This window comes from Azospirillum lipoferum, from assembly GCF_024170005.1.
GTDB lineage: Bacteria > Pseudomonadota > Alphaproteobacteria > Azospirillales > Azospirillaceae > Azospirillum > Azospirillum lipoferum.
Map to the genome: position 1 here is coordinate 463,510 of NZ_JALJXJ010000001.1, position 25,293 is coordinate 488,802.

Annotated in this window: 20 protein-coding genes; 13 read left to right on the forward strand and 7 right to left on the reverse strand. The window is 67.1% G+C overall.

What is annotated here, in order from left to right; translation table 11 throughout:
* Positions 1-226 precede the first annotated feature (226 nt).
* Complete coding sequence (locus tag J2848_RS02275; protein WP_149230819.1) at positions 227-2,428, reverse strand: helicase-related protein; 2,202 nt, start codon at positions 2,426-2,428, stop codon at positions 227-229.
* Positions 2,425-3,261 (reverse strand): TrmH family RNA methyltransferase, encoded by an 837-nt coding sequence (locus J2848_RS02280; RefSeq protein ID WP_149230820.1) that lies wholly within the window; start codon positions 3,259-3,261, stop codon positions 2,425-2,427. Before J2848_RS02280 ends, J2848_RS02275 begins: the two co-directional genes overlap by 4 nt.
* A gap of 144 nt (positions 3,262-3,405) precedes the next feature.
* Here J2848_RS02280 and J2848_RS02285 point away from each other — a divergent pair, with 144 nt between their 5' ends.
* Positions 3,406-4,500 carry a patatin-like phospholipase family protein gene (locus J2848_RS02285; RefSeq protein ID WP_246193776.1) on the forward strand — a complete coding sequence of 365 codons (1,095 nt, stop codon included), beginning with the start codon at positions 3,406-3,408 and terminating at the stop codon, positions 4,498-4,500.
* 3 nt (positions 4,501-4,503) lie between these two features.
* Here the strand turns inward: J2848_RS02285 and J2848_RS02290 are convergent, their stop codons facing one another.
* Both J2848_RS02290 and J2848_RS02295 read right to left on the reverse strand, forming a co-directional pair.
* Positions 4,504-7,644 carry an efflux RND transporter permease subunit gene (locus J2848_RS02290; protein WP_149230821.1) on the reverse strand — a complete coding sequence of 1,047 codons (3,141 nt, stop codon included), beginning with the start codon at positions 7,642-7,644 and terminating at the stop codon, positions 4,504-4,506.
* A 14-nt stretch (positions 7,645-7,658) separates the two neighbouring features.
* On the reverse strand, positions 7,659-8,882 hold the full coding sequence (locus J2848_RS02295) for an efflux RND transporter periplasmic adaptor subunit (RefSeq protein WP_149230822.1): 1,224 nt from the start codon (positions 8,880-8,882) through the stop codon (positions 7,659-7,661).
* Between the two features lie 345 nt (positions 8,883-9,227).
* On the opposite strand from J2848_RS02295, the gene J2848_RS02300 reads away from it, so the two are divergent.
* Positions 9,228-10,310: a lytic transglycosylase domain-containing protein gene (locus J2848_RS02300; RefSeq protein WP_246193777.1), complete on the forward strand. Its 1,083-nt coding sequence runs from the start codon at positions 9,228-9,230 to the stop codon at positions 10,308-10,310.
* 450 nt (positions 10,311-10,760) lie between these two features.
* Here J2848_RS02300 and guaA read toward each other — a convergent pair whose 3' ends face one another.
* Both guaA and J2848_RS02310 read right to left on the reverse strand, forming a co-directional pair.
* Positions 10,761-12,329, reverse strand: a complete 1,569-nt coding sequence (guaA, locus tag J2848_RS02305; protein ID WP_149230823.1) for a glutamine-hydrolyzing GMP synthase — start codon at positions 12,327-12,329, stop codon at positions 10,761-10,763.
* A gap of 37 nt (positions 12,330-12,366) precedes the next feature.
* A complete protein-coding gene (locus J2848_RS02310) occupies positions 12,367-12,945 on the reverse strand; it encodes a GNAT family N-acetyltransferase (protein WP_149230824.1) in 579 nt (192 codons plus the stop codon).
* A 290-nt stretch (positions 12,946-13,235) separates the two neighbouring features.
* On the opposite strand from J2848_RS02310, the gene lptG reads away from it, so the two are divergent.
* From lptG to pdxA, 3 genes are all read left to right on the forward strand, one after another.
* Positions 13,236-14,330, forward strand: coding sequence for an LPS export ABC transporter permease LptG (gene lptG / locus J2848_RS02315; RefSeq protein ID WP_149230825.1), 1,095 nt, complete (start codon positions 13,236-13,238; stop codon positions 14,328-14,330).
* A 171-nt stretch (positions 14,331-14,501) separates the two neighbouring features.
* Complete coding sequence (locus J2848_RS02320; protein WP_149230826.1) at positions 14,502-15,962, forward strand: peptidylprolyl isomerase; 1,461 nt, start codon at positions 14,502-14,504, stop codon at positions 15,960-15,962.
* A complete protein-coding gene (pdxA, locus tag J2848_RS02325) occupies positions 15,959-16,987 on the forward strand; it encodes a 4-hydroxythreonine-4-phosphate dehydrogenase PdxA (RefSeq protein ID WP_149230827.1) in 1,029 nt (342 codons plus the stop codon). The genes J2848_RS02320 and pdxA overlap by 4 nt, the downstream gene beginning before the upstream one ends.
* Positions 16,988-17,056: 69 nt before the next feature.
* On the opposite strand, the gene J2848_RS02330 is transcribed toward pdxA, so the two are convergent.
* Positions 17,057-17,659, reverse strand: coding sequence for a LabA-like NYN domain-containing protein (locus tag J2848_RS02330; RefSeq protein ID WP_149230828.1), 603 nt, complete (start codon positions 17,657-17,659; stop codon positions 17,057-17,059).
* Between the two features lie 306 nt (positions 17,660-17,965).
* On the opposite strand from J2848_RS02330, the gene rpoZ reads away from it, so the two are divergent.
* The 8 genes from rpoZ (at position 17,966) to era (ending at position 25,278) form a co-directional block, all read left to right on the forward strand.
* A complete protein-coding gene (gene rpoZ / locus J2848_RS02335; RefSeq protein WP_149230829.1) occupies positions 17,966-18,400 on the forward strand; it encodes a DNA-directed RNA polymerase subunit omega in 435 nt (144 codons plus the stop codon).
* A gap of 154 nt (positions 18,401-18,554) precedes the next feature.
* Positions 18,555-20,714 carry a RelA/SpoT family protein gene (locus J2848_RS02340; RefSeq protein ID WP_149230830.1) on the forward strand — a complete coding sequence of 720 codons (2,160 nt, stop codon included), beginning with the start codon at positions 18,555-18,557 and terminating at the stop codon, positions 20,712-20,714.
* Between the two features lie 72 nt (positions 20,715-20,786).
* Positions 20,787-21,167: a c-type cytochrome gene (locus tag J2848_RS02345; RefSeq protein ID WP_149230831.1), complete on the forward strand. Its 381-nt coding sequence runs from the start codon at positions 20,787-20,789 to the stop codon at positions 21,165-21,167.
* A 188-nt stretch (positions 21,168-21,355) separates the two neighbouring features.
* Positions 21,356-22,105 carry a pyridoxine 5'-phosphate synthase gene (locus tag J2848_RS02350; RefSeq protein ID WP_149230832.1) on the forward strand — a complete coding sequence of 250 codons (750 nt, stop codon included), beginning with the start codon at positions 21,356-21,358 and terminating at the stop codon, positions 22,103-22,105.
* Positions 22,102-22,587 carry a holo-ACP synthase gene (gene acpS / locus J2848_RS02355; RefSeq protein ID WP_149230833.1) on the forward strand — a complete coding sequence of 162 codons (486 nt, stop codon included), beginning with the start codon at positions 22,102-22,104 and terminating at the stop codon, positions 22,585-22,587. Before J2848_RS02350 ends, acpS begins: the two co-directional genes overlap by 4 nt.
* Positions 22,584-23,351, forward strand: a complete 768-nt coding sequence (gene lepB, locus J2848_RS02360; protein ID WP_149230834.1) for a signal peptidase I — start codon at positions 22,584-22,586, stop codon at positions 23,349-23,351. The genes acpS and lepB overlap by 4 nt, the downstream gene beginning before the upstream one ends.
* Complete coding sequence (rnc, locus tag J2848_RS02365; RefSeq protein WP_149230835.1) at positions 23,352-24,137, forward strand: ribonuclease III; 786 nt, start codon at positions 23,352-23,354, stop codon at positions 24,135-24,137.
* Positions 24,130-25,278, forward strand: a complete 1,149-nt coding sequence (gene era / locus J2848_RS02370) for a GTPase Era (protein WP_318604910.1) — start codon at positions 24,130-24,132, stop codon at positions 25,276-25,278. Before rnc ends, era begins: the two co-directional genes overlap by 8 nt.
* Positions 25,279-25,293 lie beyond the last annotated feature (15 nt).

Here is a 25,293-nt window from a genome sequence, read left to right on the forward strand (position 1 = left end):
GCCGGTTGCTCCTGAACGGGACGGCCAGAGGCTTGGCCGCTGATGCAACAATGGCAGGGTCGTTTGATAGTGTCCAATCGACGTTTCCGAACGTCTCAATAGACAGTGGCTATCGATATGGTGGCGCTGCCAGGGCAGGTCCAGTTCAGAACAGCATGGCCCTCACTTCGTTCGCAGTGCAGCAGTGCCATGCGGACAAATTTCGCCGGGAACCAATTCTGCGCCCTCAGCGGCGACGCGGGCCGAAGCGCTTGCGGGGTGCGCCGCGGAAGCCGGCGGCGGGTGGAGGCTCGCGTCGGCGGGCGCGGGAGGCGAGCGCTTCTGACAGGCGCTGGCCGATGGCATCGCGGGCATTGCGTACATGGTCGCGGTCGGGCAGGGCATCGGGAAACTTGCGCGAGGCCCAGAAATAGAGGTCACAGGCCCGCGATGCGGCTTCCAGCACATCGGCCGCCAGCCCGTCGAAGCGCGCCGGGATCAGCCGGGCGAGCGGCAGGACCTCCCCGGCCTCCACCGCATCGAGGATGGCGGCAAAGACCTTGGCGTCCTCCGCATCCTCCAGGTCGGCGGGGGCGAGCAGCAGGTCGAGCCTGGCGGCCAGCGCCAGCCGGCGGGCGTCGAGCATCGGGGCGGCACGGCGCAACGCCGACAGGTCGGCCAGCCGGAAGGGGGAGCCACCGGTGGCGGCGCTGCCGAAGCACTCCACCAGCAGACGGGTTTCGTCGCTATCGATGTGGCTGGCGAGGCGGGCCAGCATGGCGCGGCTCGGGCGGACGGGCAGGGGAGCGTCGGCGCGCAGCCGCAGATCGGGCGCCTCCAGCAGGCGTTTCAGGGCGGCGGGAGTGCCGCGGGCGACGACGCCGAAATACCCCTCCTCGAACTGGCCGAAGCGACCGGCGCGGCCGGCGATCTGCTTCACCTCGGTCGCGGTCAGCGGGCGGACGCCGCTGCCGTCGAACTTCTCCAGGGCGGTGAACAGCACACGGCGGCAGGGCAGGTTCAGCCCCATGCCGATGGCGTCGGTCGCCACCACCACGTCGGCCTCGCCGGACAGGAAACGCGCCGCCTCACGCCGCCTTACCGCCGGGGCCAGCGCGCCATAGATGGCGGCGACCGACAGGCCATGGGCCAGCAGCGTGTCGCGGACGCTGTGGACCTCGCGGCGGGAGAAGGCGATCAGGGCGTCGCCCCGTTCCACCTCCGCCCACTCCAGTCGGCGGTCGAGCATCGACAGCGGGGTCTTACGGTCCAGCTCCACCACCTCCAGCGCTTCGCCGAGATGGGCGGCGGCACGCTCCACCAGAGGACGGACCTCCGGGGCGCCGAGGATATAGACGGTCTCGGCTGGGACGCCCATGAGGGCGGCGGTCCAGGCCCAGCCGCGTGCCGGGTCGGCCAGCATCTGGATCTCGTCGATCACCGCGACCTCGACCGGGCGGTCGGGGTCCATCACCTCGATGGTGGAGGCGGTGTGGCGTGCGCCGGAGATGCGGATTTCCTCTTCGCCGGTGATGAGCGTGGTGGGGGTGCCCTCGGCGTTCAGCCGCTCCATTACCTCCAACGCCAGCAGGCGCAAGGGAGCCAGATAGACGCCGTCGCGCGCCTCCCGCAAGGCGCTGATGGCGCGGTGGGTCTTGCCGGAGTTGGTCGGGCCGATCACCAGCACCAGCCTGCGGTTCATGCCGCGCGCTACCGGAAACAGCCGTTCGAAGCGGGAAAAGTCGAAATGGCGGTCGACATACAGCCGGCCGCGCGACTCCGCCCGGTCGCGGCGCCACTGGTCGTACTCGCGGTCCCAGCGGTCGAGCAACTCATCGGCGTCGGTCCGGTTGCGGGCGGCCTTGTTCAGGCGCTCGGTGAGGCTGGCGAAGCCCCAGTCGGGGTCGTCGCCGGCCCACTCCGCCAGATCGCGCAACCGGGCTGCGACGCGCGACAGCGCCTCGTCCAGGGCGGTGCGCAGGGCGGGGTCATGGTCAAGCCGCGACGACAGCTCGGCATCGGACAGGTCCGACAACTCCAGTGCGTCGAAGGTACGCGACACCTGCAAGCGGACGGCCGGGGACAAGCCGGACCAGGGCAGTTCGTCGCTGCGGACGGCACGGACTCGGGTGCGGTCCTCGCAGGACAGCAAGGCGGTGTGGCTGCCGGCCAGCGCCCGGCGGCCCTGGGCGAGCAGTTCGTCACGGCGCCGGGCGCGGTCGATGCGGCCGGTGATCTCCAGCAGAATGGCCTCGCGCCGCTCTGCCGGAACCAGCAGGTCGCGCTTGCCCTTCGGCAGCGGCAGGCCGAGCGGCACCAGACCGCGTGCCTCGGCGTCGGGCATCCGCAGCAGGCCGGCGGCCCCCAGCGTCGTTACCTCCGGATGGGCAACGGCGAGGTCGTGAACCAGATGCGGGTCGGCGGCAGGCGTGTCGGTATCGTCTGTCATGAAGCCTGTCCGGAGGCGATGTGGTGCAGCACGATGCCGCTGGTGGTCGCCACGTTGAGGGAATCGAAGCCGCCCGCCATCGGGATGCGCACGCCGCGGGCGCGGGCCAGCAGGGCCGGCGGCAGGCCCGGCCCCTCCGATCCGAACAACAGGGCGGCGCGGCGGGGCGGGGACAGGGCGGCCAGAGTCTCGGCACCGGCGGGGCTGAGCGCCACCGCCTCGAACCCGAACCGGTCGAGCAAGGCGAGCGGGTCGTCGTCCGGGGCGAGCCTTGCCGTCGGCACCAGCAGGGTTGCTCCCACCGAAACGCGGATCGCCTTGCGGTAGAGTGGATCGCAGCAGCCGGGATCGAGGATCACCGCATCGGCGCCGAAGGCGGCGGCGTTGCGGAAGATGCCGCCCATGTTGTCGTGGTTGCCGATGCCGAACAGCATCACCACGCGGGCGACCGGGCCGCAGGCGTCCAAGAGGTTGGCGACGGTCGGCACGGCAGTCTTCTCGCCCACAGCCAGGATGCCGCGGTGCAGGGGAAAGCCGGCGATGCGGTCGAGCACCGCTTGAGTGGCGGTGTAGACGGGGGTGTTCGCAGGCAAGGCGGTCAGCATCGGCTCCAGCGCCGCCAGCCGCTTGTCGGCGATCAGCAGGGAGCGGGGGCGATAGCGGGGGGACTGGACGAGACTGCGGATCACCACCGCCCCTTCGGCGATGAACAGCCCGTCACGGCCGACGAGGTCGCGCTCCCGCACCTCGCGGTAGGGTTCGATGCGGGGATCCTCGGGGTCGGTGATCGGGATGACTTGATAGAGGGGGGTGGGCAAGGGGCGGCTCGGCATTCGGGATGTGCGCCTAATTAGTGCACGTGGCCGCGGCTTTCCAATGCCGTTCCCTGCTTGCCTCCATGGATATAGCCCCTTGCCGATGCACAAGGCCCTGCTCATGTTGCGATGCAGCATCAGAAAGTTGGAGACGTGCCGGCCATGACCATGATCCGAAAGCTGTGGAACCGCATGCGCGGCAGGGTGACGCCGGCCCCGCGTGCTCTGCCGGCGGAACCGCTGGAACTGTCGGGGCCGGGGCCGATGCTGGCCCTGCCGCCGCCCAAGCCGACGCTGGCGCTGGCGTTGCAGGGCGGCGGTGCGCATGGCGCCTTCACCTGGGGCGTACTCGACCGGCTGCTGGAGGAGGATATCCGGCTGGTCGGGGTCAGCGGCGCCAGCGCCGGGGCGATGAATGCCGCCATGCTGGTGCAGGGCTGGGCACGGGGTGGCTCCCTGGGAGGACGAGAGGGAGCGCGTGCTGAACTGGCGAATTTCTGGGAGCGGGTCAGCGCCGCCGGGAGGCTGGGACCGATCCGGCCGAGCCTGACCGACCGGCTGCTCGGGCGCTGGAACGTTGACCATGCGCCGGGAACCCATCTGGTGGATTGGGCGCGGCGCTGGATCAGCCCCTATCGGACGCAGTCGGCGGACTTCCACCCGCTGCGTGGGCTGCTGGGCGAGATGGTCGAGCCGGAACTGATCCGGCGGAGCGGGCTGCGACTGTTCGTCAGCGCCACCAATGTGCGGACCGGAGCCCTGCGGCTTTTCGATGAGACCGAGGTGGAGGTCGATCACCTGTTGGCCTCGGCCTGTTTGCCGAACCTGTTCCGGGCGGTGCGGATCGACGGGCAGGACTATTGGGACGGCGGCTATCTCGCCAACCCGCCGCTGTCGCCGTTGGCGGAGGCCTGTCCCGGCACCGATCTGATGGTGGTGGCGATCAATCCGTTCACCTGCGCCACCACGCCGGAGGACCCGGCCGGCATCGCCGCCCGGCTGAACCAGATCACCTTCAATGCCGCCCTGTTGCAGGAGATGCGCTGCCTGTCCGCCCGCGCCGACGCCCCCCGCCTGCACCTGATCGGTGCCGACGAGCATTTGCAGGATCTGGGGCTCTATTCGAAGCTGATGACCGACTGGAGCTTCCTGAACTGGCTGCGCGACGCCGGGCGCGAGGCGGCGGGGCGCTGGGTCGAGGAGAACATGTGGGCCGTCGGCATCGGGAGTTCGGTGCGGTCGCCGGCCCTGGCCTGACGCTCACTCCGCCGGATGCTGCCCCGTCGGGTGTCGTTGGGCGTCGGGGTCGGTGCGGGCGAACCAGCGCTTCATCCGACGCGACAGCCCGTCGAGATAGGTCAGCGCCACCGGCACCACCAGCAGCGTCAGGATGGTGGAGGACAAAAGGCCGCCGATCACGGCATGGGCCATGGGCGCGCGCTGCTGAGCCCCCTCGCCGATGCCGAGCGCCAGCGGCAGCATGCCGAAGATCATGGCGGCGGTGGTCATCACGATGGGGCGCAGGCGGATGATGCCGGCCTCGACCAAGGCGTCGTGCAGGCCGGCGCCGCGCTTGCGCGCCTGGTTGGCGAAATCGACCAGCAGGATGGCGTTCTTGGTCACCAGACCCATCAGCATGATGAAACCGATGGCGCTGAAGATGTTCAGCGTCGATCCCGCCGCCAGCAGCCCCAGAAACACCCCGACCAGCGACAGGGGCAGCGAGGCCATGATGGCGAGCGGTTGCAGGAAGCTGCCGAACTGCGAGGCCAGGATCAGGTAGATCAGGATGACGGCCAGCGCCAGGGCCTGCGCGGCATAGCCGCTGGTCTCGGCGATGTCCTTGGTCGAGCCGCCGAAGACGATGCGGTAGCCGGGCGGCAGCTCGATCTTCGCGAGCGCCGCCTGCAGGTCGCGGCCGGCATCGCCGGCGGCTCGGCCCTGGACGTTGGCCTGGACGTTCACCTCGCGTTGCAGATCGCGCCGGTTGATCTGCGAGGCGCCGAGGGTGGTCACCACCTCCGCCACCTGGGAGAGCGGGACCATGCGCGGCGTGCCGTTGGCGTCCACCCCGCCGGAGAAATAGATGCGGTCGAGGTCGGCGCGGCCGGCGCGGTCGCCTTCCGGCAGGCGGACCAGCACATCGTAGCTCTCGCCGTCCGGCGCCTTCCAGCTCGACACCGTGTCGCCGGCGAACAGCGGGCGCAGCGTGTCGGCCACTTTGGCGGTGCCGATACCGAGATCGCTGGCGAGGTCGCGCTCCAGCCGCACAGCCAGCGTCGGCTTGGCTGCCTTCAATGTGCTGTCGACATCGACGAAGCCGGGGATGGCGCGCATGGCGCCGATGACCGTCTGCGACAGCCGGTCCAGTTCCGCGATGTCGCGGCCCTGGACCGAGACCTGGATCTGTTTCTGCACGCCACCGACGCCGGGGATGGCGATGCCGATGGTGACGCCGGGGATCGCCGACAGCCGTTGCCGCAGCAGCGGAGCGAGGTCGTTGGGGGAGCGCTTGCGCTGGTCGATCGGGGTGTAGCGCAGATAGATGCTGCCGCGGTTGTGGCCGATCGACACGCCGGTGTTGACGGTGCTGTAGGTGTAGGCGATCTCCGGAAACTCGCGGATCGCCGCCTCCACTTGCCGGGTCTTGGCGGTGGTGGTGGCAAGCGACGAGCCGACGGGAACCTCCACCTCCACGATCTGCTCGCCCAGGTCGGCGGCGGGCACGAACTCCACGCCGATGCGCGGCACCAGCAGGAAGCTGCCGAAGAAGATCGCCAGTGCCGCGATGACCACCAGCCAGCGCCGGCGCAGCCCCCAGCGCAGCAGGCGGCCGTAGCCGTGGGAGACGGCGTCGAACCCGCGTTCAAACCCCGCGGCGAAGCGGCCGAAGATGGAGCGGCCGTGCCTGCCGTGGGCGGCCGGGTCGTACCACAGGCTGGACAGCATCGGGTCGAGCGTGAAGGAGACGAACAGCGAGATCAGCACCGCCGCGGAGACGGTGATGCCGAATTGCAGGAAGAAGCGGCCGATGATGCCGCCCATGAAGGCGACCGGCAGGAACACCGCGACGATGGTCAGCGTGGTCGCCAGTACCGCCAGCCCGATCTCCGCCGTGCCGTCCAGCGCGGCCTGCCGGTGGCCCTGGCCGCGGGCGAGGTGGCGCATGATGTTCTCGCGCACGACGATGGCGTCGTCGATCAGGATGCCGATGGCGAGCGACAGCGCCATCAGCGTCATCATGTTCAGCGTGAAGCCCATCGCCGCCAGCATGCCGAAGGTGCCGAGCACCGCCACCGGCAGGGTCAGCGCGGTGATGACCGTGCTGCGCCAGGATCCCAGGAAGACCATGACGATCAGGATGGTCAGGATGCCGCCCTCGACCAGCGTTTCCTGCACGTTGCTGAGCGAGTTGGTAATGCCGCGGGAACTGTCGCGCACCACCGCCAGCGTCACGTCCGGCGGCAGGGAGCCGTTGGTCCGCAGATCCTGGATCGCCGTATGAAGGCCGCGGGCGACCTCCACCGTGTTGGCGCCCTGGACCTTCACCACATCGACGGCGAGCGCCGGATTGCCGTTCAGCAGGGCGGCCGAGTCCTGCTCCTCCTGCCCGTCGATCACCTCGGCGACCTGGGAGAGGCGCACCGGGCTGTTGCCACGCCGTGCGACGATCAGGTCCAAAAGGTCGCGTGGGTTGCGCACGCGGCCTTCCACCTGCACCACGCGCTCCCGCCCCTGACCGGTGACGGTGCCGGCGGGGACGTCCTGGTTCTCACCGGAGACGGTGGCGATCACCTCGTCGACGCCGATGGTCAGAGCCTCCAGCTTTTCCGGCTTCAGGCGAACCAGAATCTGCCGCTTCACCCCGCCGGCGATGGTCGCCTTGCCGACGCCGCGGACATTCTGCAGCCGCTTCAGGATGATCTGGTCGGTCAGCGTGGTGAGGTCGCGCAGACTGCGCAGGTCGGATGTGACGGCGATGGACAGGATCGGCTGGTCGTCCGGGTTGAAGCGGGTGATCTGCGGGTCCTTCACCTCGTCGCGGAAGGTGGCGCGGATGGCCGAGACCTTCTCGCGCACGTCCTGAAGCGCCTGGACGGAGGAGGTCTTCAGGTCGAACTCGGCGATCACCACCGACTGCCCCTCGTATGAGCGCGAGGTCAGCGTCTTGATGCCGGCGATGGTGTTGATCGCATCCTCGACCGGGCGGGTGATGTCGGTCTCCACCGTCTCCGGGCTGGCGCCGGAATAGGCGGTGCTGACCACCACCACCGGGAAATCGACGTCGGGAAACAGGTCGACGCCCAGCCGGTTGTAGGAAAAGAGGCCGAGCACCATCAGCGCCACCATCATCATGGTGGCAAAGACCGGATTGTCGACGCTGATGCGGGTGATCGGCATGGGGCTGGTCCGGGTCAACTGCCGGCAATCGAGACGCTGCGGCCGGCGGTCAGGCCGGGCAGGTTGCCGGTGACGACACGGTCGCCCGGCGCCAACCCCTCCACCTGCACCAGATCGCCGCGCGCCCATTGCGCCACCCGCGTAACCGGCTGCCGAACGGTATGTCCGTCGGCGATCACCAGGACGAAGTCGCCTTGGTCGTCATGGCGCACGGCGACCGGCGGCACGGCGATGGCGTTTGCCGCCTGCGCTACCAGAACTTCGCCGCTGGCGAACATGCCGCCGCGCAAGGCGCCGTCCCTGTTGTCGATCGTCACATAGACCGGGATGGCGCGCGATCCCGTTCGCGCCATGGGGTTGATGCGGGCGACGCGGCCGGCGAACTCCCGCTCGCCGAAGCCCTCCACCCGGAGGGCGGCGGTCTGGCCGACGGCGAGGCGCGCCACCTGCTCCGCCGGGACGGTTGCTTCCACCTCCACCCGCGACAGGTCGACGATGGTGAACATGGCGGCGTTCACCGCCAGATTCTCTCCCGGATTGACCGAACGCGTGGCGACCATGCCGTCGATCGGGCTGACCACCACCGCGTCACGCAGGGCCTTGCGCGCCAGTTCCACCTGCGCCGCCAGCGCATCGACCTGGGCGCGCTGGAAGCCGAAGCTGCTTTCGGCCTGATCCAGGCTGGTGTCGGAAACGATGTTGCTGCGGTTCAGCGTGCGGTTCTTGGTCAGCGTCTTTTCGGCCAGCACCAGCTGGGCGCGAGCCCCTTCCAGATTGGCCTGCTTCTCGTTCAGGCGGGCGGTCAGCTCCACTGTGTCGAAGCGGGCCAGTACATCGCCGCGGCGGACCGCCTGACCCTCGCGCACCAGCACCTCGGCCAACCTTGCCGCCACCTCGGCCTTCACCGCCGACTGTTCCATCGGCGAGACGGAGCCACTGAGCCGGACCGTTTCCGTCAGCGCGCGCGGGGCGACCGCCGTGACCTCCAGCGCCGTCAGTTCCACGGGACGCTCCGCCACCGGGACGGCCGGGGCGGAGGGGGCCGCCGGGCCGCGGACGCGCCACAGGGCGATCCCACCGCCAGCCACGAGCAGAACCAGCAGGACCAGCACCAGCCGGCCGATCCGCCGGTGCTGGCGGGGCGGGGGCGGTGCGTCGTCCTGCGGAGAGGGCCGCGGCGGCTGCACCGGCTCGGCCGGCTGAGGGGCCTGAGGGAAGGTCCGTTGTGGGGCGGTCATGATCGTCGATCCAGTTCGGCCGGCCCTGCGGAAACGGAGCGGCGTCGGTTGAGGGCGCAGCCGGCGCCTTCCATTAGGGGTGGCGTGGATGTTCCGTCAAGGTTCTCAGTGTCGCGCTTTGAGACGGCGGGATGATGCTCAGATGGGCAGCGAGGATTGGCATAGGGACATTTGACGAAAATCCTAATTGCCGACCTCTTCACAAGAGATAAATCGGGCAACTTTAGGGCATCTTCGGGACAGGAATCAGCAAACGGCCGTGATGTCGCTTGACAGGCGTGGCCTATACATTGAAAAGCGATCCATCTCTTGTCCCGCCTGCACCAACTGCACGGAAATCCCCTCGTGGTCAAACGGAACCTCGCGACGATCCACGCCGCCGGAGCAATGCTGTGCCTGGCTCTTGGTCTGGCCGGCTGCGCCTCCGAAGCGCCGCAGGTGCAGACGGCTCCACCGGTCGAAGCCGCCTATGTCCCGGACCCCAACGATCCGCTGTCGCGCTGGGTCCCGCATATCCGCGAGGCCTCCCAGAAATACGACATGCCGGAGAAATGGATCCGCGCGGTGATGATGCGCGAGAGCAATGGCCGGGCAACGACCAACAGCGGCAAGGTGCTGACCAGTTCCGCCGGGGCCATCGGCCTGATGCAGGTGATGCCCGGCACCTATGAGCTGATGCGGGTGCAATATGGCCTCGGCCCCAACCCGGCCGACCCGCATGACAACATCATGGCCGGCACGGCCTATCTGCGCGAGATGTACGACCTGTTCGGCGCTCCCGGATTCCTGGCGGCCTACAATTGCGGCCCGGCCTGCTATGCCCAGCATCTGGCTGGTAAACAGCGGCTGCCGCGCGAGACGAAGATGTATCTGGCCGCCCTGACGCCGGTGCTGCGCGGCACCGGTCCGCGCGAACCGTCGCAGGCGGCCGGCGCCTCTGCCATCGAGGTCGCGGTCGTGCCGGATGACGCGCCGAAGCCGCGCGGCGGCCAGCCGGCCGCCCCGGCGCCGCAGCGGTCGGAACCGGCGCCGATGGTCGTAGCTTCCGCCGCGCCGGAAACCCGCGCTCCCGAATCCCGAGCGGTCGAGCCGCGGCGGATGGAGCCACGTCCGGCCGAGCCGAAGGCCGCCGAACCGGCCCCGGCCCCTGCTCCGGTGGTCATGGCTTCGCTGCCTGAACCCGCCCCTGTTCCGGCCCCGGCTGTTGCTCCCGCCAAGCCGGTTCAGGTCGCCAGCCTCGAACCGCCAGCGACGACGCATCGGGTCAACCCGCAATTCACCACCCAGGTCGCCGAGGCGCTGCTTCCCCCACAGTCGGTCGGCAAGGGTGAGCGCGTGGTGATGCGCTTCGTTTCCCAGCGCGCAGACGGATGCGGCAGCCTTGCCGGCCGCGATCGCGCCTGCGTCACGCTGGCCGACGCGCGGTAGGAAGGACCGGCAACGGGCCCCATTCCCCGACCTGCAAGGGATGGGGCCGTCACCTTCCGTCGTTCCAGCTTGAGCGGAACAATTTTTTCTGCTCCTGCGGTCCGATTTGATCCGCATCACTTACGGATCGCCTCACCACTGGCATAATGGTGGGATGGACCGGTTCGAACACACATCCAGCCCATATCCGCCCTGCACCTGCTGCGGCGAAGAGGTTCTGCTCGGCGAGCCCATGTATTGGACGCCAGAGCGGCCCGGCCACGTCTGGCACGACCTGTGCGCGCAGAGGGAGGGCCTTCTGCCTGCCAGCCCCAAAGCTGTCCGCGGCAAACAGCGCAAACCCAAGACGCAGGCGGTTGAGTCACTGTTCTGAGCGGTCGCTGAATGGACAAAAGAAAAGGGGCGGTTTCCCGCCCCTTCGTCTTTGATCAGCGAAGCTTTTTCCCTGCCTCATTCCCACTCGATCGTTCCCGGCGGCTTCGACGTGATGTCGTAGACCACCCGGTTGACGCCGCGGACTTCGTTGACGATGCGGTTGGACACACGTGCCAGGAAGTCGTGGGGGAAGGGGTACCAGTCGGCGGTCATGCCGTCGGTGGAGGTCACGGCGCGGAGCGCCAGCACATGGTCATAGGTGCGGCCGTCACCCATCACGCCGACGGTGCGGACCGGCAGCAGCACGGCGAAGGCCTGCCAGATCGCGTCATAGAGGCCGGCGTTGCGGATTTCCTCCAGATAGATCGTATCGGCCTTGCGCAGGATCTCCAGCTTCTCCGGGGTGATCTCGCCGGGAACGCGGATGGCGAGACCCGGGCCGGGGAAGGGATGGCGGCCGATGAAGGCTGGCGGCAGGCCGAGTTCGCGGCCAAGCGCGCGGACCTCGTCCTTGAACAGCTCGCGCAGCGGCTCGACCAGCTTCAGCTTCATCCGTTCCGGCAGGCCGCCAACATTGTGGTGCGACTTGATGGTGACCGACGGACCGCCGGTGAAGGACACGCTCTCGATCACGTCGGGATAAAGGGTGCCCTGGGCCAGGAACTCCGCACCGCCGACCTTGGCGCTCTCCTCGTCGAAGACCTCGATGAACAGGCCGCCGATGATCTTGCGCTTCTGCTCCGGGTCGGTGACGCCGGCCAGCTTGCCCAGGAACAGGTCGGCCGCTTCACGGTGGACCAGCGGGATGTTGTAATGGTCGCGGAACAGCCGCACGACCTCTTCCGACTCGCCGGCGCGCATCAGGCCGGTGTCGACGAAGATGCAGGTCAGCTGGTCGCCGATGGCCTCGTGGATCAGCACGGCCGCAACCGACGAATCGACGCCGCCCGACAGACCGCAGATCACCTTGCCCTTGCCGACCTGGGCGCGGATCTTCTCGATCGCTTGGCTCTTGAAGGCGGCCATGGTCCAGTCGCCCTTGATGCCGGCGACGTGGTGGACGAAGTTCGCCAGCAGCTGGGCGCCATGCGGGGTGTGGACCACCTCCGGGTGGAACTGCACGCCGTACATGCGGCGGCTGTCGTTGGCGATGGCGGCGAAAGGTGCGCCGTCGCTGACCGCCACGGCACGGAAGCCGTCGGGCAGGGCGGTGACGCGGTCGCCGTGGCTCATCCAAACCTGTTCCTTCGACCCGACCTCCCACAGCCCGTCGAACAGGGCGCAGGGCTCCTTGATCTCGATGAAGGCGCGGCCGAATTCGCGATGGTCGGAGCCGGAGACGTTGCCGCCCAGCTGATGGCACATCGTCTGCTGGCCGTAGCAGATGCCGAGCACCGGGACCTTCAGGTCGAACACCGCCTGCGGCGCGCGCGGGCCGTTCGCCTCGGTGACGGAGGCCGGGCTGCCCGACAGGATGATCGCCTTCGGGTCATACTCGCGGATGCGCTCGTTGCTCATGCCGAAGGGGTGGATTTCGCAATAGACCCCGCTCTCGCGCACACGGCGGGCGATGAGCTGGGTCACCTGCGACCCGAAATCGAGAATGAGGACGCGTTCGGCGGAAAGGGAGGCGGCGCTGGACATCGGCGAATCCTGATGCGTGGGGACTCAGGGCCCCTCACTACCGCACCTCCGGCCCCGCCGACAAGCGTGCAAGCGGCGTCAGGTCGCGCCAGCCATAGGCGATCTCCACCAGATCGCTGCCGGCGAAGCGGATCGGACGTTCCGCCACCTTGATTCCGCCCAGCCGTTCATAGAACCAGCGTGACGGGTTGTCGCGCAGGCACCATACCGCGGCGGAGCGGATTCCATCCGCCAGGAAACGGTCGGCCATTGCCGCCATCAGCCGCCGGCCGATACCGTAACCCTTTGCATCATCTAGCAGATAGAGCGCGTGGAACTCCCCCGCATGGCCTTCCACCGCGACCCGTCGCGTGCCGAAGGAGGCGATGCCGACGATCGCGCCGGGACCTGCGATCCGGCCGGCGACATCCTCGGCGACGAAGGCACCCTGGCCGGGGCCGCGCGTCTCGGCGATGGCTGCCCAGCGCTGGGCGGCGGGCGGTTCTGACAGGTTGACCAGGAATTGCGCCGGGATCAGGCCGGGGTAGGTGGAGCGCCAGCTCTGCACATGGACTCGCGCCATGCCGGCGGCGTCCGACGCGCGCGCCTGGCGGATTGCGACCGTGGTGTCCGTCATCGACCGACCCTCCCGTGCAGCCTCTCCCCAACAGTTTGGAGTGCCGGCGCAGGAAGTCCAGACGGAAAAGGAGGGAGAGGTCCGACGCCGTCGATCCGCCGGAGGGTGGATGGGTGGGCGCTCTGCCACGGCTCCGGTCGCGGCTCCGGTTGTCATCGCGCCGCAACAGAGGTAAACAGCGGGACTTGTTCCGGCGGGGGCCCGCACCGATCCTATCGGGCGGGGCCGCGCCAGTCCGTCCCAGGCGCCATGGCGGCGCCGCGGGCGGGGCTCCGGAGACCGGACACCGCATGTATTCCTCGCCTACGCTTTCCCGTTACATCGGCCGGCAGTTCGTCGTCTGGTTCTGCCTGCTGATGGTGATCCTGCTCGCCATCGTGCTGCTGCTGGACACGGTGGAACTTCTGCGCCGAGCCGGCACCAAGCCCCACGTCACCTTCGGACTGGTGGTGGAGATGGCTCTGCTGAAACTGCCGGAGATCGGGCAGCAGATCTTTCCCTTCGTCATCCTGTTCGCGGGCATGTTCACCTTCTGGCGGCTGACTCGCAGCGCCGAACTGGTGGTGGCCCGCGCGGTCGGCGTATCGGCCTGGCAGTTCCTGATGCCGGTGATGTTCGCCGCCGCCGCCATCGGCGTGGTGAAGGTGACGCTGATCAACCCGGTCGGCGCCGTGTTCATCGCCAAGTACGAACAGTTGCAGGACCGGTACCTGAAGCTTCAGTCCAGCACGCTGAACATCTCCCGCTCCGGCCTGTGGCTGCGCCAGACCAACGAGACGGAGCAGTTCTTCATCCATTCGGAACTGGTGAACCCAGTGACCTTCGAGCTGTCGAACGTCATCGTCTTCCTGTTCGACGCCGACCAGAATTATCTCGGCCGCGTCGATGCGCCCAGCGCCGTTCTGAAGGACCGCAAATGGGAGTTGCAGGAAGCGATCCTGAACCGGGCCAAGAAGGATCCGGAGAAGCTGGACAGCTACACCATCCCGACCGAACTGGACATGGCGACCATCGAGGAGAGCTTCGCCCCGCCGGAGACGATCTCCTTCTGGGAACTGCCGCGTTTCATCCACACGCTGGAGACCACCGGCTTTCCGGCCGTGCGCCACCGGCTGCATTACCAGTCGCTGCTGGCCCAGCCCTTCCTGTTCCTGGCGATGGTGCTGTTCGCCGCCGCCTTCTCGCTGCGGTTGCCGCGCCGGGGCGGGACGATGGCGATGGTCACCGGCGGCGTGCTGACCGGCTTCGTGCTGTTCGTGATGACCGACGTCGTCCGCACCTTCGGCATGTCGGAGACCATCCCGATCCTCATGGCCGCCTGGAGTCCGGCCGGCATAAGCCTGCTGCTGGGTACCGCAGCGCTTCTGCATCTTGAGGATGGTTGAGGGAAAATAGCGGGGCGGGGTGAGGCCATTCGCCGCAAAGCAGGCGGTTATCCCCATCGGTCATAATTCCGCCCTCTTGGTTTAGCACTGGATTGCAGGGTCCGATTCCGTTTGCAAGGGGCACCGGCCCCACCGTAATAACGGGCGACCCGTTTTTGGAGCTTGAGCACCATGTCGAGTTTGCGAGCCGTCCGGACCACCGTCGCCGTGGCGACCGCCTGCGCGCTTCTGGCCCTGCCCGCCGTGGCGCAGTCGAGCAAGGCTGCCGCCGGTGCCGCCGCGCCGCGGACGGGGGACGAGGCCACGCGTCCGGCCCGTGCACCGGGGTCGGAGGGCATCGCCGCGGTGGTGAACGACGAGGTCGTCTCGGTTTCGGACGTCAATGCCCGCATCCGCATGGCGCTGCTGAACGCCGGCGCCGCAGCCAATCCGGAGACGGCCCAACGGCTTATGCCGCAGGTGATGCGGCTCCTGATCGACGAGCGCCTGCAGATGCAGGAAGCCAAGCGCCAGGGCGTCACGGTCTCGGCATCCGAGATCGACGATGCCGTCAAGCGTATCGCCGAGCAGAACCGGATGAACGGCCAGCAGCTTCAGGACATGTTGAAGCGCCAGAATGTGCCGTTTTCCACCCTGAAGGACCAGATCCGCGCCCTGCTCGCCTGGCAGAAGGTGATGCAGCGTCGCATCCGTCAGGAGGTCGTGGTCGGAGAGGACGAGGTCGACGCCGCGATGGAGCGGCTGAAGGCCAACATCGGCAAGCCCGAATATCTGGTCGCCGAGATCTTCCTGGCGGTGGACAGCCCCGACCAGGACGACGAGGTGCGCCGCAATGCCGAGCGTCTGGTGGAAGAGGTGAAGCGCGGCGGCAACTTCGCAGCGCTGGCCCGCCAGTTCTCGCAATCCGCCGGTGCCGCCTCGGGTGGCGACCTCGGCTGGGTGCGCAGCGGTGAGTTGTCGCCGGAAGTGGACAAGGCGCTGTCGGGCATGCGCGGCGGCCAGCTTTCCATGCCGGTCCGCACGGCCACCGGCTATCACATCCTGCTGGTGCGCGGTCAGCGGCCCTTCGGCAGCAGCGGCGGCGAGGTGCCGATGCCGGCGGCCCAGCCGGTGGCCCCTCGTCCGCAGCCTCGGCCCGACTTGGCCAAGGCCACGGTCAACATGAAGCAGATCATCCTGCCGATCGAATCCAAGGAGCAGGCCAAGGCCGTCAAGGAACAGGCCGAGAAGCTGCGCAAGTCGATCAAGAGCTGTGGCGACTTCCAGGCCCGCGCCAAGGAAAGCGGCATGCCGGAATCGGGCGACATGGGCACCATGCGCGTCAAGGACATGGCGCCCGGCCTGCAGAACCTAGCGCTGGGCATCCCGCTGGGGCAGGCCAGCCCGGTGCTGATGAGCCCGGCCGCGGCGGTCATCCTGATCGTCTGCAAGCGTGACGTGCCGATGATCCAGCCGCCGCCGGAAGCCCAGCCGGCTCCGCCGCCGCCACCGGCCCCGACACCGATCAAGGAAGCCAAGCTGCCCGGCCGCGACGAGATCGAGCGCGAGCTGGTCAACGAGCGGTCGGAACTGCTGTCGCGCCGTTACCTGCGTGACCTGCGCCGAACGGCCTTCATCGAGACCCGCCTGTGACCGCCGCCCCGCCGGACAGTCTGCCGCTGGCCCTCACCATGGGGGAGCCGGCAGGTGTCGGCGGGGACATCACCTTGAAAGCCTGGGCAGCCCGGCGCGAGGCCGCCCTGCCGCCCTTCGTCGTCCTGGACGATCCCGCAAGACTGGCTGCGCTGGCCGTTTCGCTTGGGCTGGCGGTGCCGGTGCAAACTGTTTCCTCTCCACAGGAAGGGGCGGCGCTGTTCGTCCGTGCCCTCCCGGTCCTGCCGGTCGCACTCGGCAACCCGGTCGCCGCCGGGCGCCCCGACCCGGCCAACGGTGCGGCTGTGATCGCCAGCATCGACCGGGCGGTGGCTCTGGTGCAGGGGGGACAAGCCGCCGCCGTGGTCACCAATCCGATCCAGAAATCCTCGCTCTACGCCGCCGGCTTCCGCCACCCCGGCCATACAGAATATCTGGCGCATCTGGCCGGTCTGACCGACGAACCGATCATGATGCTGGCTGCGGCCGATCTGCGGGTGGTGCCGGTGACGATCCATGTGTCGGTGCGCGACGCGGTGAACCAACTGACCACCGAAGCCATCATCCATGCCGGCCGCGTCACTGCGGCATCGCTGACGCGAGACTTCGGCATCGAGCGGCCGCGTCTGGCCGTTGCCGGTCTCAATCCCCATGCGGGGGAGGGAGGGGCGATGGGACGCGAGGAGATCGACATCATCGAGCCGGCTATCGCGGTTCTGCGCGCCGATGGCATCGATGTGTCCGGGCCGCGCCCGCCCGACACCATGTTCCATGCCGCCGCCCGTCGCGGCTATGACGCCGCGCTGTGCATGTACCATGACCAGGCGTTGATCCCGGTGAAGACGGTGGACTTCGACGGCGGCGTGAACATTACGCTGGGCTTGCCCTTTGTCCGCACCTCGCCCGACCATGGCACCGCGCTGGACATCGCCGGCACGGGCAAGGCCAACGCGACCAGTCTGATCGCGGCGCTGAAGACCGCCGACCATATGACGCGGAACCGGCAGCGGACCTCCGCTTCTTAAGGCGGGCATCCCCTGAAATGAAAAAGGAGCGTCAGTGCGCTCCCTTTTTCATGCCGGCTTCCTGTACGCTCAGCCCCGGTCATCGGGGTCGTACATGGTCGGGCCACTCTGATGGTCGTGGTGAGAGGGCGCCTGTTCGCGGTGATGGTGGGCACGGGCGATGAAGGGCGCCAGCTCCTGCAACTCGATGAAGTTGTCGGCCTGCCGGCGCAGTTCGTCGGCGACCATCGGCGGCTGCGAACGGACAGTGCTGACGACGCTGAAGCGCACGCCCTTGCGCTGAACCGCTTCCACCAGCCGTCGGAAGTCGCCGTCGCCGGAAAAGAGCAGGATATGGTCGACATGGTCGGCCATTTCCATCACGTCGATGGCAAGCTCGATGTCCATGTTGCCCTTGATCTTGCGCCGGCCAGAGGCGTCGGTGAACTCCTTGGTCGGCTTGGTCACCATGGTGTAGCCATTGTAGTCGAGCCAGTCGACCAGTGGGCGGATCGGGGAATATTCCTGATCCTCGACCAGGGCGGTGTAGTAGAAGGCCCGCACAAGCCGGCCTTCCCCGGCAAAGCCGTCACGCAACCTTTTGTAATCGATGTCGAAGCCCAATGAGCGTGCAGCGGCGTAAAGGTTGGCGCCATCGATAAAAAGGGCGAGACGCTCTTCTTTGTAAAACAACTTGCTGACATCACGCGGCAAAGTCGAACTGCGGTCCAATGTGAGGATCCTTTCGTCGCTGCTTGGTAAAAATTGACGGAACAAGCGCAAATGCCCGCGTTCCAATTTTGAAATCTAGTGTATCATGGGCAAACATACAAGAGGGCAACAGTTGCCTACTGTCCGCGAGGGGCATGCCGTCACGGATGGGAAAGCTTCTCGCGGCTTTCCCCTGGCGCAATGCAGCAACGCTGTGGTTCGCGCTTGCACCTATCGGGCCACATCCATATAGTCTAGAGCCTCCTTTGAATCCGGAGTTCGTCTGGCATGGCCCGCGTTACCGTTGAAGATTGCGTCCTGAAGGTTCCGAACCGTTTCGAGCTGGTCATGATGGCCGCCCAGCGCGCCCGCGAGGTTGCGAGCGGCGCTCCGCTGTCGATCGACCGCGACAACGACAAGAACCCGGTCGTGGCGCTCCGCGAAATCGCGGATGAAACGGTGTCGCTGGAGTATCTGAAGAACGCCCTGATCAAGGGCCATCAGAAGCATGTCGAGCCGGACGAGCCTGAGGAAGAGATCGTCGAGCTGATGGCCGGCGAGAATGACTGGGCTGCCCGCGGCAACAACTCGCTGGGCGACGAAGACGGCATGAGCGAGAGCGACGGCGAGGAGCTGGGCGAGGAAGACGACATCGCCGCCGACATGGATGCGGAGCCGGGCGCCGGTTTCGCCATGACCGAGGATCCCGACGGAGACCTCTAATTCTGGACAACGACCGCAGGACCCGGAGGGGGCGCAACGCCCCCTCGCCGAACAAAAGGGTGGGGAGCATCCTGCTCCGCTTTGGTTCGCTGAGAACCGCCCAGAATACTGCCACGCACACATTTGAGGCGCCGCGCGCGCCGGGTCGGGCTGCATGATCCGGCAGTATGAGCTTGTCGAGCGCGTCAAGGCGTATGATCCGTCCGCCGACGAGGATCTGCTCAACCGCGCCTATGTCTTCTCGATGAAGGCGCATGGGTCGCAGACGCGCGCGTCGGGCGATCCCTATTTCCTCCACCCGCTGGAGGTCGCCGGCATCCTGACCCAGATGAAGCTGGACGCCGGCACCATCGCCACGGCACTGCTTCACGACACGGTCGAGGACACCGTCGCCACGCTCGAAGACATCGAGCGGGTATTCGGCAAGGAAATCGCGCGGCTGGTCGACGGCGTCACCAAGCTGTCGCGGCTGGAATTGAACAGCGAGCAGGCCAAGCAGGCGGAGAATTTCCGCAAGCTGGTCATCGCCATGTCGGAGGATATCCGCGTCCTGCTGGTGAAGCTGGCCGACCGGCTTCACAACATGCGCACGCTGTTCCACCTGAAAAAGCCGGAAAAGCGCCGCCGCATCGCCCGCGAAACCATCGAAATCTACTCGCCCCTGGCCGAACGCATCGGCATGCACAAGATCAAGGACGAGTTGGACGATCTTGCCTTCGCGGAACTGAACCCCGACGCGCGCGACAGCATCCTGGCCCAGCTGGCCCGCCTGCGCAGCGAGGGCGAGAACCGCGTCCAGACCATCATCACCGAACTGCGCGAACTGCTGGCGTCTGAAGGGCTGCCCGACGTATCGGTGTCGGGGCGCGAGAAGTCCGCCTATTCGATCTGGCGCAAGCTTCAGCGCAAGAATGTAAGCTTCGAACAGCTGTCCGACATCATGGCCTTCCGCATCACGGTTGGCTCGGTCGGCGAATGCTATCAGGCGCTGGGCATCGTGCATGCCCATTATCCGGTCGTGCCGGGGCGTTTCAAGGACTACATCTCCACGCCCAAGCCCAACGGCTACCGCAGCCTGCACACCGGCGTGATCGGTCCCGGCCGCAACCGGATCGAGGTGCAGATCCGCACCCAGGACATGCACGAGATCGCCGAATTGGGTGTGGCCGCCCACTGGGCCTACAAGCAGGACCACCAGCCGCGTCCGAACGGCGGCGAATACCGCTGGCTGCGCGAACTGCTGGACATCCTGGAGCATGCGCAGAAGCCGGAAGAGTTCCTGGAACACACCAAGCTGGAGCTGTTCCAGGACCAGGTGTTCTGCTTCACGCCGAAGGGCGACCTGATCGCGCTGCCGCGCGGTGCCACGCCGGTCGACTTCGCCTATGCGGTGCACTCACAGGTCGGCGACCATTGCGTCGGTGCGAAGATCAACGGCCGCATGCTGCCGCTGCGCACGCAGTTGCAGAACGGCGATCAGGTCGACATCGTCACCTCCAAGGCGCAGACGCCGGTCCCGGGCTGGGAGCGCTTCGTCGTCACCGGCAAGGCGCGCGCCCGCATCCGCAAGTTCCTGCGCACCCAGCAGCGCGCCCAGTATATGGAACTGGGCCGCGGCATGCTGATGCGGCAGTTCAAGTCGGAAGGCTACGAGTTCGCTGAAAAGGCGCTGGAAAACGCCGCCAAGATTTTCCAGCAGCCGACCGTCGATGATCTGATGGCGGGTGTCGGCTCCGGCCTGCATTCGGTGCGCGAAGTCTTCCACGCCGTCTTCCCCGGCCATAAGGCCCAGGCCGCCCCCGCCGTCCGCGAGGCGGAGGAGAGCGCGCCGAAGCCGAAGGCGAAGGCCCGCAAGGAATCGGCCCTGCCGATCCGCGGCCTAATCCCGGGCATGGCCGTGCATTACGCCCGCTGCTGCCATCCGCTGCCCGGCGACCGCATCGTCGGTATCGTCACCACCGGCAAGGGCGTGACGATCCACACCATCGATTGCGAGACGCTGGAGAGCTTCCACGAATCGCCGGAACGCTGGATCGACGTGTCGTGGGAGACCGGTCCGGATTCGCCGGAGGAGCATGTCGGCCGCATCAGCGTCGTCATAGCCAATGAACAGGGCTCGCTCGGCACGCTGTTCACGGTGATCGGCAAGAATCAGGGCAACGTCATCCATCAGAAGATCACGAACCGCAGCACCGATTATTTCGAGCTGCTGATCGACATCGACGTGAAGGATGCCAAGCACCTGACCAACATCATGGCCGCCTTGCGCGCCACTCCGGCCATCCACTCGGTGGAGCGGGCGCGGGGGCGGTGATGCTCCCGCAGGCACGGAACAGGTTCGCAGCGCCAGGACACCCCATGGTGGTGTGCGATGGGAGAAGAGGACATGCAGCTCGATAAGCTGCTCCTGCGGTTTTCGGTTGCCGCCTTATGCTTGACGCCACTTCATGGTGCCCACGCGGACAACGGGGAAAGGTTGTTCGTGGAGAGATGCGCCATGTGCCACGGGGCGGATGCGAAGGGCTCGGGCCCGCTGGCGCACAAGAGCAACCCCCCGACTCCCGATTTGACGACGCCGGCCTTCAGGAAGCGCTTGGCGGACTATCCCGGCGTTATCGTGTCGTCGGTCATACTCCGCCCCAACGGGGATCTGATCCCGAAGACGCTGAAGGAAAACGGTTATCGGGTGCCGCCGCATGCATGGACCGTCAAGGATTTCCGCGATCTGAACGACTACATGAACAACCTGATCCGCAAATCCAGGTAAGGAAATCCGCCACCACCTGGGCTGCCTTTCCTGTCCGGCCATTCGGCCGGGTGGGTGTTGGGACGGTAAATTCCCTGTCATCCGCGATTGCGTCGGTCGGTTCGGCGTGACGGATGGCGGACGCACCGCTATATAGACGGAATCGCCCCCGCCCGTTCCGGCGGGCGGCGGCGCTTTGGAGTCCTTGCATGTCCCGTCTTCTCCGCCTCGGCGTGAACATCGACCATGTGGCGACCGTCCGCAACGCACGCGGCGGGACGCATCCCGATCCGGTGCGCGCGGCGCGGCTGGCCGTCGAGGCCGGGGCCGACGGGATCACCGCCCATCTGCGCGAGGACCGGCGCCACATCGTGGATCGCGACATCGAACGGCTGATGGCCGAGATCGACCGTCCGCTGAACTTCGAGATGGCGGCGACCGACGAGATGCTCGCCATTGCTCTGCGCCATAAGCCGCATGCCGCTTGCCTTGTCCCGGAAAAGCGCACCGAGGTCACCACCGAAGGCGGGCTGGACGTGATCGGCCAGTACGACCATCTGGTGCGCCGGGTGGGGGATCTCGGCTCCGCCGGCATCCGCGTCTCGCTGTTCATCGATCCAGAACCGGCGCAGCTTGATGCCGCCAAGCGTCTTGGTGCGCCGGTGGTAGAATTGCACACCGGCGCCTATTGCGATGCCCATGACCCAGCGGAGCGCGAAGTGGAACTGGCGCGCATCATCCGCGCAGCTGCCCATGCCGAGGCGATCGGGCTGGAATGCCATGCCGGCCACGGCCTGGGCTATGACACGGTCGGTCCGGTGGCGGCGATCCAGACCATCGTCGAACTGAACATCGGCCATTTCCTGATCGGCGAGGCAATCTTCGTCGGTCTGACCAACTCGATCGCCCGTATGCGCAAGGCGATGGACACGGCGCGAAACGCCGCTGCCTCCGCATGATGATATCCGGCACCATCCTTGGCATCGGCAACGACCTGATCGATATCCGGCGGGTCGAGAAGTCGCTGGAGCGCTTCGGCAAGCGTTTCATCGATCGTATCTTCACCGATGTCGAACAGGCCAAGTCCGAACGCCGCGCCGGCTCTGCCGCGAAGAACAATGCTCGCGCCTCCACCTATGCCAAGCGCTTCGCCGCCAAGGAGGCCTGCTCCAAGGCGCTGGGCACCGGCTTCCGCGACGGGGTGTTCTGGCGCGACATGGGGGTGGTGAACCTGCCGTCCGGCCAGCCGACGATGCGCCTGACCGGCGGGGCGCTGGCCCGGCTGGAGGCGATTACGCCGCCGGGCATGCGCGCCAGAATCCATGTGACGCTGACCGACGAATACCCGATGGCCGAGGCGTTCGTCGTCATCAGCGCCGAGCCGATCGAGCCCGCCTCCATCCAGTCCGAAATGCCCACCAAGACGGCGACCCCAGAATGACCTTTCAGAAAGAAGCGGCGCCCGGCGCCAAGACCAAGGAATCCGGGTTCGCCGAAACCGTCAAGACGGTGATCTTCGCCGTGCTGATCGCCTTCGGCGTACGGACTTTCGCCTTCGAGCCGTTCAACATCCCGTCGGGGTCGATGATCCCGACCCTGCTGATCGGCGATTACCTGTTCGTGTCGAAGTTCAGCTACGGCTACAGCAAATATACGGTCGGCTTCGGCCTGCCGCTCTTCGATGGCCGCATCCTGGGCTCCGAGCCGGAGCGCGGCGACGTGGCGGTGTTCAAGCTGCCGCGCGACAACAAGACCGACTACATCAAGCGCGTGATCGGCCTGCCGGGCGACAGCATTCAGATGATCGGCGGCATCCTGCATATCAACGGCCAGCCGGTGAAGCGGGAGCGGATCGAGGATTATGTGACCACGGATTCGCTGGGCCGCAGCATCCGCACCGCGCAGTTCATCGAAACGCTTCCCAACGGCCGCACCCACCGGATCATCGAGGAGTCGGACAACGGCCCGCTCGACAACACGCCGGTGTTCAAAGTGCCGCCGGGCCATCTGTTCATGATGGGCGACAACCGCGACAACTCGCTGGACAGCCGCGTGCCGTCGCAGGTCGGTTTCGTTCCCATCGAGAATCTGGTCGGCCGCGCCGAGTTCCTGTTCTTCTCGCTCGACGAGGGCACGCGCTTCTACGAGATCTGGCGCTGGCCGGTCGACCTGCGCTTCAGCCGCCTGTTCAACGGAGTCCGGTAAGTGTCCACCGTCACCAAGGCGCCTGCCGATCCGGGTGCTGGCTCTGATCCCCAGCCCGACGGTGCCGTCCAATCCGCGGACGTTGCCGGGCTTGCGCATGCACTGGGCTACGGGTTTTCCGACCTGTCGCTGCTGCGCGATGCCGTGACCCACCCCAGCCTGATGGGGCTGGAGCGGACCGGCCGCAAGTCGCACAAGGGGCCGGGCATCGCCTATGAGCGGCTGGAGTTCCTGGGCGACCGCGTCGTCGGGCTGGTCGTCGCGCAGTGGCTGCTGGAGCGCTATCCGAACGAACGCGAGGGGGCGCTGGCCAAGCGGCACGCCGCGCTGGTGCGCCGGGAGTCGCTCGGCCGCGTCGCCGACGCCATCGGGCTGGGCGCCTATCTGCGCCTGTCGCCGGCGGAAGCGCAGAGCGGCGGACGCGAGAACCGCACCATCCTGGGCGACGCCTGCGAGGCGGTGCTGGGGGCCATGTATCTTGATGGCGGTCTGGAGCCGGTGACGCGCTTCGTCCGGCAGGCGCTGGCCGGCGAGATCGACAAGGCGACGCCGCCGCCGCTGGACAGCAAGACGACCTTGCAGGAATGGGCGCAGGGGCGTGGCAAGCCGCTGCCCCGTTATGAACTGATCGAACGCAGCGGCCCGGCGCACGAGCCGCTGTTCGTGGTTGCGGTGCATGTGGCGGGCATGGAGCCGGTCTCCGGGTCGGGCTCGTCCAAGCGCATCGCGGAAAAGAAGGCGGCCAGCGCTTTGCTGCGCCAGGTGGGAGTGCAAGTCGATGACTGACGGTCGCGACGACATCGACAAGAACAAGATTCAGCCTGGATCCGAGGCTGCGGAGCCGACTCCGGAGTCCGTGACGGACGACGAGGCGCTTGAAAATGAGGAAGCCGATCTCGAAGGCGAGGACGCCGAAGAGGGCGACTTCGACGACGAAGACGGCGAGTACGAGGACGAGGAGTTCGACGATGAGGATGTCCCGCGCGGGCAGTCCATCTCCGTCCTGCCGCCCCTGCCTGCGATGCCGGAGCATCCGCGCTGCGGCTTCATCGCCCTGGTGGGGGCGCCGAATGCCGGCAAGTCGACGCTGCTGAACGCGATGATCGGCAGCAAGGTGTCGATCGTCAGCCCGAAGGTGCAGACCACGCGCACCCGCGTGCTGGGCATCACCATCCAGGGCGACGCCCAGATGATCTTCGTCGACACCCCCGGCATCTTCAAGCCGAAGCGCCGGCTGGATCGGGCCATGGTGGCGGCGGCCTGGCAGGGTGCCGAGGACGCCGACGTGATCGGCGTGCTCTATGACGTGTCGCGCCGCTCCATCGATGAGGACACCCGCAGCATCGTCGCCCGCCTGAAGGAGCAGGGGCGTGAGGCGATCCTGATCCTGAACAAGATCGATCTGGTGAAGCGCGACGTCCTGCTGGGTATCGCCGACGCCTTCCGGCAGGAAGGCATCTTCTCCGACATCTTCATGGTGTCGGCCTTCACCGAGGACGGCGTCGCCGATCTGAAGCAGTTCCTGGCCGACCGGCTGCCGGAAGGGCCGTGGCATTTCCCGGAGGACCAGATCTCCGACATGCCGATGCGCCTGCTGGCGGCGGAGATCACCCGCGAGAAGCTGTTCCTGCAGCTTCACCAAGAGCTTCCCTATTCCGCCACGGTCGAAACCGAGGTGTGGGAGGAGTTCGAGGACGGCTCGGTCAAGATCTCGCAGGTCATCTTCGTGCAGCGCGAGAGCCAAAAGGCCATCGTGCTGGGCAAGGGCGGCCAGCGGATCAAGGCTCTCGGTTCCGCCGCGCGGAAAGAGCTGACGGAGATGCTGGAACGCCGCGTCCACCTGATCCTGTTCGTGAAGGTGCGCGAAGGCTGGGTCGATGATCCGGAACGTTATTCGGCCTGGGGGCTGGATTTCGGGGCGTCTTGACAACGAAAAGGCCCT

What these genes read in the sequence shown, in the direction of transcription:
- J2848_RS02275 (WP_149230819.1), bottom strand. Translation starts at nt 2,428, where the DNA reads ATGACAGACGATACCGACACGCCTGCCGCCGACCCGCATCTGGTTCAC.
- J2848_RS02280 (WP_149230820.1), bottom strand. Translation starts at nt 3,261, where the DNA reads ATGCCGAGCCGCCCCTTGCCCACCCCCCTCTATCAAGTCATCCCGATC.
- J2848_RS02285 (WP_246193776.1), top strand. Translation starts at nt 3,406, where the DNA reads ATGACCATGATCCGAAAGCTGTGGAACCGCATGCGCGGCAGGGTGACG.
- J2848_RS02290 (WP_149230821.1), bottom strand. Translation starts at nt 7,644, where the DNA reads ATGCCGATCACCCGCATCAGCGTCGACAATCCGGTCTTTGCCACCATG.
- J2848_RS02295 (WP_149230822.1), bottom strand. Translation starts at nt 8,882, where the DNA reads ATGACCGCCCCACAACGGACCTTCCCTCAGGCCCCTCAGCCGGCCGAG.
- guaA (WP_149230823.1), bottom strand. Translation starts at nt 12,329, where the DNA reads ATGTCCAGCGCCGCCTCCCTTTCCGCCGAACGCGTCCTCATTCTCGAT.
- J2848_RS02310 (WP_149230824.1), bottom strand. Translation starts at nt 12,945, where the DNA reads ATGACGGACACCACGGTCGCAATCCGCCAGGCGCGCGCGTCGGACGCC.
- lptG (WP_149230825.1), top strand. Translation starts at nt 13,236, where the DNA reads ATGTATTCCTCGCCTACGCTTTCCCGTTACATCGGCCGGCAGTTCGTC.
- J2848_RS02320 (WP_149230826.1), top strand. Translation starts at nt 14,502, where the DNA reads ATGTCGAGTTTGCGAGCCGTCCGGACCACCGTCGCCGTGGCGACCGCC.
- rpoZ (WP_149230829.1), top strand. Translation starts at nt 17,966, where the DNA reads ATGGCCCGCGTTACCGTTGAAGATTGCGTCCTGAAGGTTCCGAACCGT.
- J2848_RS02340 (WP_149230830.1), top strand. Translation starts at nt 18,555, where the DNA reads ATGATCCGGCAGTATGAGCTTGTCGAGCGCGTCAAGGCGTATGATCCG.
- J2848_RS02345 (WP_149230831.1), top strand. Translation starts at nt 20,787, where the DNA reads ATGCAGCTCGATAAGCTGCTCCTGCGGTTTTCGGTTGCCGCCTTATGC.
- J2848_RS02350 (WP_149230832.1), top strand. Translation starts at nt 21,356, where the DNA reads ATGTCCCGTCTTCTCCGCCTCGGCGTGAACATCGACCATGTGGCGACC.
- acpS (WP_149230833.1), top strand. Translation starts at nt 22,102, where the DNA reads ATGATGATATCCGGCACCATCCTTGGCATCGGCAACGACCTGATCGAT.
- lepB (WP_149230834.1), top strand. Translation starts at nt 22,584, where the DNA reads ATGACCTTTCAGAAAGAAGCGGCGCCCGGCGCCAAGACCAAGGAATCC.
- era (WP_318604910.1), top strand. Translation starts at nt 24,130, where the DNA reads ATGACTGACGGTCGCGACGACATCGACAAGAACAAGATTCAGCCTGGA.